Annotated in this window: 5 protein-coding genes; 4 read left to right on the top strand and 1 reads right to left on the bottom strand. The window is 36.4% G+C overall.

The window, feature by feature from the left end:
• From VNJ50_RS12670 to VNJ50_RS12655, 4 genes are all read left to right on the top strand, one after another.
• On the top strand, nt 1–696 hold a 696-nt coding region (locus VNJ50_RS12670), incomplete at its 5' end, for a GH92 family glycosyl hydrolase (RefSeq protein ID WP_325582479.1).
• On the top strand, nt 693–2,924 hold the full coding sequence (locus VNJ50_RS12665; RefSeq protein ID WP_325582477.1) for a GH92 family glycosyl hydrolase: 2,232 nt from the start codon (nt 693–695) through the stop codon (nt 2,922–2,924). The genes VNJ50_RS12670 and VNJ50_RS12665, both read left to right, overlap by 4 nt.
• Before the next feature lie 195 nt (nt 2,925–3,119).
• Complete coding sequence (locus VNJ50_RS12660; protein ID WP_325582475.1) at nt 3,120–3,956, top strand: endonuclease/exonuclease/phosphatase family protein; 837 nt, start codon at nt 3,120–3,122, stop codon at nt 3,954–3,956.
• A 64-nt stretch (nt 3,957–4,020) separates the two neighbouring features.
• A complete protein-coding gene (locus VNJ50_RS12655; RefSeq protein ID WP_325582473.1) occupies nt 4,021–5,199 on the top strand; it encodes a PNGase F N-terminal domain-containing protein in 1,179 nt (392 codons plus the stop codon).
• 172 nt (nt 5,200–5,371) lie between these two features.
• Here the strand turns inward: VNJ50_RS12655 and VNJ50_RS12650 are convergent, their stop codons facing one another.
• Complete coding sequence (locus VNJ50_RS12650; protein WP_325582472.1) at nt 5,372–6,082, bottom strand: hypothetical protein; 711 nt, start codon at nt 6,080–6,082, stop codon at nt 5,372–5,374.
• Between the last annotated feature and the right edge of the window lie 472 nt (nt 6,083–6,554).

Below are 6,554 nucleotides of genomic sequence, written 5' to 3'. Positions count from 1 at the left end.
ACCGAAGGCAACAGTTTACATTATACCTGGTCGGTTTTTCATGACATTCAAGGGTTGATCGATTTGATGGGTGGAAAAACACAATTTGTAGCCAAATTGGATGAGGTTTTTGAAATGCCACCAAAATTTGACCATTCGTATTATGGTTTTACAATTCATGAAATCCGTGAAATGCAAATTGTCAATATGGGGAATTATGCACATGGCAATCAGCCAATTCAACACATGATTTATTTGTATAATTATGCCAATCAACCGTATAAAGCACAAGAGAAAGTTAGAAATGTAATGAAGAAACTTTATGCGGCTACGCCAGATGGTTATTGCGGCGATGAAGATAACGGACAAACCTCGGCGTGGTATGTGTTCAGTGCTTTAGGGTTTTATCCGGTAACGCCAGGCGGTGTTGATGAATATGTGATTGGAAGTCCATTGTTTAAAAAGGCAACTTTACAATTGGAAAATGGAAAGGTCTTTGAAATTTCTTCAAAAAATAATTCGGAAAAAAATGTTTATATCCAAAGTGCAACATTGAACGGAAAACCATACAACAACACGTTTTTAAATTTTGATGATCTTCAAAATGGCGGGATTTTAGAATTTAATATGGGATCTAAGCCAAACAAAAACTGGGGTGCTTCCGATGAGAATGTGCCGTATTCATTAAGCACAGAAAATAACAAACTTAAAAAATGAAAAACATCAGATTATTAACAATACTCTTGGTTTTTTGTGGCACGATTAAAGTTGTTGCCCAACAACCGGTTGATTATGTAAATCCGTTTATTGGCACGTCCAATTATGGTGCTACATATCCTGGAGCTGTATCGCCAAGAGGAATGGTCAGCGTGTCGCCATTTAATGTGTCGGGATCACAAAATACGTTAGAGAAGGACAGCCAGTGGTTGTCCAATCCGTATGTGCATGAAAATACGTTTTTAACGGGTTTTAGCCATGTCAACTTAAGTGGTGTTGGTTGTCCTGAATTGGGCGTTATCCTTACCATGCCAACCACTGGCGATCTTGAAACCGATCATTTAAAATATGGCACAACTTATACCGACGAGTTGGCAAAACCAGGATATTACAGCACGCAACTGTCAAAATATAATGTGAAAGCCGAAATGACGGCCACAAGCAGAACTGGTGTGAGCAGATACTCATTTCCAGTAGGAAAATCCAATATCCTCATCAATCTTGGTGTGGGATTGACCAATGAAGAAGGTGCGGTCATAAAAATAGTATCGCCAACCGAAATTGAAGGTATGCGCAATGTAGGTTCGTTTTGTTATTATAAACCTGAAGAATCCTATCCTGTTTATTTTGTAGCGAAATTCAGTAAGCCTGCCGATGATTTTGGCGTTTGGAAAAAAACACGTGAATATGATGGGTTAGAAGCACAATGGATGGGTTATAACGGAAAAACGCGTTTGTATAAAAACTATCGAAAAGAAGTTATTGGCGATAGTATTGGAAGTTATTTCACCTATAATTTTGACAAACCAACACAAGTTGAGGTGAAAATTGGCGTGAGTTACGTCAGTATTGAAAATGCCAGGGAAAATTTAGAAAAAGAAACTCAAAACTTGAATTTTGATGCTATTTATAAAAACACATCAGCACATTGGAACGATTTATTGTCTAAAATAGAAGTGGAAGGCGGCACAAAAGATGACAAAACTATTTTTTATACGGCGTTGTACCACACTTTGATTCATCCAAATATATTGAATGATTTTAATGGCGATTATCCAACGATGGGGAAACGCGAAACCGTCAATGCGGGCAAGAACACACGATTTACAGTTTTTGCGCTATGGGATACCTATCGGAATTTGCACCAATTAATGACCTTGGTTTATCCAAAACAGCAATCGGATATGGTGAAAAGCATGCTCCATATTTATGACGAAAGTGGTTGGTTGCCAAAATGGGAACTCAACGCTACAGAAACCACGACGATGGTTGGCGATCCTGCCGGAATTATTTTAACAGACACGTATCTGAGGGGTATTCGGGATTTTGACATTGAAAAAGCCTATGAAGCCATGCGAAAAAGTGCTACGCAATTGGATGATAATCCGTTGCGACCGGGCATAAAAGATTATATCGGAAAAGGTTATTTAACCACAAAAACAACCAATAGCGGATCGGTTTCAACCACACAAGAATATAATATCACCGATTTTGCCATTGCGCAATTGGCTAAAGTTTTAGGCAAAAAAGAAGATTATAAACTGTTTTCCGAACGCTCTGTGTCCTATAGAAAATTGTTCGATAAGCAATTTAATTTGTTGCGCCCAAAAAATGATGACGGCTCTTGGTACACGCCATTTAATCCAAATACCGGAGCTAATTTTGAAACCAATCTTGGGTTTATTGAAGGCAATTCGTGGCAATATACGTTTATGGTCACGCACGATACCAAAGCTTTAATGAAGCTCATGGGCGGAAAGAAAAAATACGTTGACAAATTGGATGAGGTTTTTGATAACAAGCAATTTGATATGGCCAATGAACCCGATATTGCTTATCCGTATTTGTATAATTACGCATCGGGTTTTGAATGGAAAACACAAGAGCGCGTTACCCAATTAATAAATGAATATTTTACCAATAAACCTGCCGGATTACCTGGTAATGATGATACAGGAACCATGTCGGCTTGGTTAATTTATAGTATGATGGGCATTTATCCGGTATCGCCAGCCGATCCTTTTTATACGATCACCACACCGCGATTTGATAAAGTGACCATTCATTTAGATCCAAAATATTATAAAAACGATACGTTGGTTATCGAGAAAAACGGAACAGGCAGATTAGAATCTTATACTATTGATGGCAAAACAACCAACTCGTTTTTTATAAGTCATGAAGCACTAACGAATGCAAAAAAGATCCAGTTTAATTTAAAAGAGTAGTTGTATTGAAGCAGGATATTAGCTCCGCTACAAGTGGTGTGAACGCATTTAACTTTTAGAAACAAAAAACTTCGACAGGAGGGACATATTTATAACAACGGATGAAATCCGTTGGTCAAAAGAATGTGAGAATTAGTTTTTGGCGTGTATTTTTGTTTCAAAAATCATGACAAAAACCCTAAAATTATGAATAGCATGAAAAAAATAACCGTTTTGCTTTTATTATTTGTGGGTATATCTGCTATAAGTCAAACTGATTCCTATAAAATGATGACCTATAATATTAGGTATGACAATCCCGGCGATGGCGAAAATACTTGGTCAAAACGGAAGGCGTTTTTGAGCGATCAGATTGCGTATAATGCGCCTGATATTTTTGGTATTCAAGAAGGTTTGTATCATCAAGTACAGTATTTGGATAGCGTTTTTGTCGATTATGGGTATCTTGGCGTTGGACGTGATGATGGAAAAACCAAAGGCGAATTCAGCGCATTATTCTATAACAAACAAAAGCTCAAAGTTTTAAAAGGAGGGACGTTTTGGTTATCCGAAACACCCGATCAAATTTCAGTTGGATGGGATGCCGCGATGGAACGGATTTGTACCTACGGACTTTTTGAAAACAAAACCAACAAGGCACGATTCTGGGTTTTTAATACCCATTTTGATCATATTGGTGATGTGGCAAGAGTAAAAAGTGCTATATTAATTCTTGAAAAGATCGCCGAATTCAATACCAATAATCTGCCCGTAATTGTTATGGGCGATTTTAATCTAACGCCTGAGACCGAACCGATCCAATTGCTGTCCGAAGTTTTAAACGATAGCAAAAAGGCAAGTTTGGCAAAACCTTTTGGCCCATCGGGAACATTTAATGCGTTTGAATTTAACAAGCCTGTTTTAGATCGGATTGATTATATTTTCACCAGTAAAAACCAAGTTGAAGTATTAAAATATGCCGTGTTAAGCGATTCAAAAGATTGCAAATATCCGTCAGACCATTTGCCCGTAATTGTAGAATTGAAATTATAAGACCTGCAAGGTTTTCAAAACCTTGTAGGTCTCTAAACCTTGCAGGTCACCAAAAAACATCAAAATGAAATACCAAATCTTCCTCATTGCATGCCTATTTGTTGGAACATTTTCAACACATGCACAGACACCAATAAATTATTCGATTTTTAAACAACAACCCATAAACTTTAATGGCAAAAAAGGAGCAGACCCTGAAGCCGTCAGTTTGATGGATGGGCGCGTGGTTTATAAAAAAGTAACTGTTCCGATTTTTCCTTATGGTACGGATGTCAAAATAAAGCTGACCGTGCGTTCCAATGGCGATCGTTGGGATAAATCAGGATCCTGTTTTGTGGTCTCCAACCCAGAAAAACTGTCCATACTTTCCATTGCCGAAACCAACGGGAAATTCCCGACAGATTCTTATGTTGATAGTAAATATCCTGGTGTTGTTACTGCTGAAAACTACAATCCTGTTGTGGAGCTGATGCGTTTTATGACACCTTTTGGTGTTGGGTATTACAGCGACAATAAAGTGAAATACCGAAAACCGGTGTATATCCCAAGTTGGGAAAAACAAGTGGTTTGGGAACACGATATTACCGATTTGGTGAGTTTGGTTACCGGTACTTTTTATGTAGGTGTTTGGATCGATTCTTGGACCGAAGAAGGTTATGAATTTGATCTGGAATTGACCTATTCCAACAGGAAACAGCAAAAAGTAACCGTTTTGCCTTTAGTAAATACGATTCCTTATGTGGGCGGCCAACAAATTCCTGATAATTTTGCACACAACGATTTGGTGAAAACTGTTCAGTTGAAAAAAGATGCCAAAAACGTAAAATTACACTATATCACTACAGGACATGGCGGGCATAGTGGTGGCGATGAGTTTATCAAAATAAAAAACAGTGTGTATTTTGATAATCAACTGGTCTTGGATACCGTTCCGTGGCGTGATGATTGCGCATCTTTTAGACGTTTCAATCCAACATCGGGCGTATGGATCAAAAAAGATTCGGCATCTTATATTTCACCGGAAACGAAATCCTACGAAATCAAGGAGATTGAAGAACGCATTGCGTCATCCGATTTATCACGTTCCAATTGGTGTCCAGGATCATCTGTGGAGCCGATGGTAGTCGATTTAGGAAATCTGAAAGCTGGTAATCACTCCATCAAAATTAAAATACCGGCAACACCTGTTGAGGGGGATAAACTGAACCACTGGCTGGTTTCAGCGTATTTGACTTATGAATAAATTAGTGCTCAAATAAATTAAAATGATATTATAAAAAAAGCAACTACGACTGTCCAAAGCCTGTAGTAGTTATAAACAGAAATATAAGTTTGGTGATTCTCATTTTTTAAATTTCAGGAAACTTGCATATAAAGCAAATGCATCTAATAGATTTTCAATTTGGTAATGCCCATTATATTTCAATTATTTCGTGCTTAATTATTCCCTTTTTATCCTTTATTGTCACAATTATCTTTTCTGTGTTTGGTATAATGGTCAATTTAATAATTGTTCTGTTTTTAAAGGGAGTATAATTGATTTTTGACGCACTTAGTTTTGCATTGAATTCTTCAGTGCCGTATTCATCTGAATCTTTGAAGTAAGATTTTATTATTTTAAAAGTTCCGAGTCCCTTTTCTTTACTTGCAATAATGATTTTGTCCTTCACAATCAAAAAGTCATTAAAAGTGTGATGGTCTTTCTTTTTTTGGTTCGATGAGATTGTAAAGCTTTTTTTTAAATCAATATTATCATATATGGTTATATGCTCTGTTGCACCTACATAGCCACTATAAGTTCCAGATATTAGCCCAAAATATTTTTGCGTTATTCTTCCTTGACGAATACTTTCATAAGCTCCGTTTGATTTTAGTTCTTTGAAATGCGATATTTCGATTTTGTCTTGAGAGTTTAAGAGGTAATATAAAATATATTTTGGCATTACAATATTGTCAATTGCAATAAGCAAACCTTCTTTTATAACTAGGTCGTCAATAGCTTTTCCGAAAAACACGACTTCTTTTGGAATTTCAAGCTGATACCATTTTTCATTGAGCAAATGATATTGAATAAGTATTTCTTCGCCCATTTCTCCGCCAATAAAAAGGTTGTCATTATTTAGCAAAACAGTCTTTGGTTTGATTTTAAATGGAATGGAAAGTTTGATTTGTTTTGACGAATTAACGTCAAATATGGTCACATCATTTTTAGCAGTATCGAGAATTGCAATCCTTTCTTTTTGATCAGTAGTATAAATTGATTTTTTGGAAATTGAGAAAGATCTTATTTCGTTAATCTTGTCATTTGCAAAGGTGTTTATTGAAATCGTATTCTCGTCCTTTTGAAGTAGAAATAAATTTCCATTATTCAATCCATTCTGTCCGTAAACAGTTAGAAGTGAAAAAAAACTAATTAGTTACTCCTTAAGGTGGCTTAATAATCTATAATCCAGTGTGTTAACCGTTATTAAGCTTGTTTTTCATTACAGGTATTTGTATATTTGTCGTAGAAAAGCTTGCAAATATGTTGGGAAAAAATCCAGAAAAACTACCCGAATTATTCCGCCCTATGTTGGTGGACTTTATTGATAACAAACA

Source organism: Gelidibacter sp. (assembly GCF_035577925.1).
Taxonomy (GTDB): domain Bacteria; phylum Bacteroidota; class Bacteroidia; order Flavobacteriales; family Flavobacteriaceae; genus Gelidibacter.
Note: the sequence above shows the minus strand (reverse complement) of the source record. Positions and strands in the feature narration are given on the sequence as shown.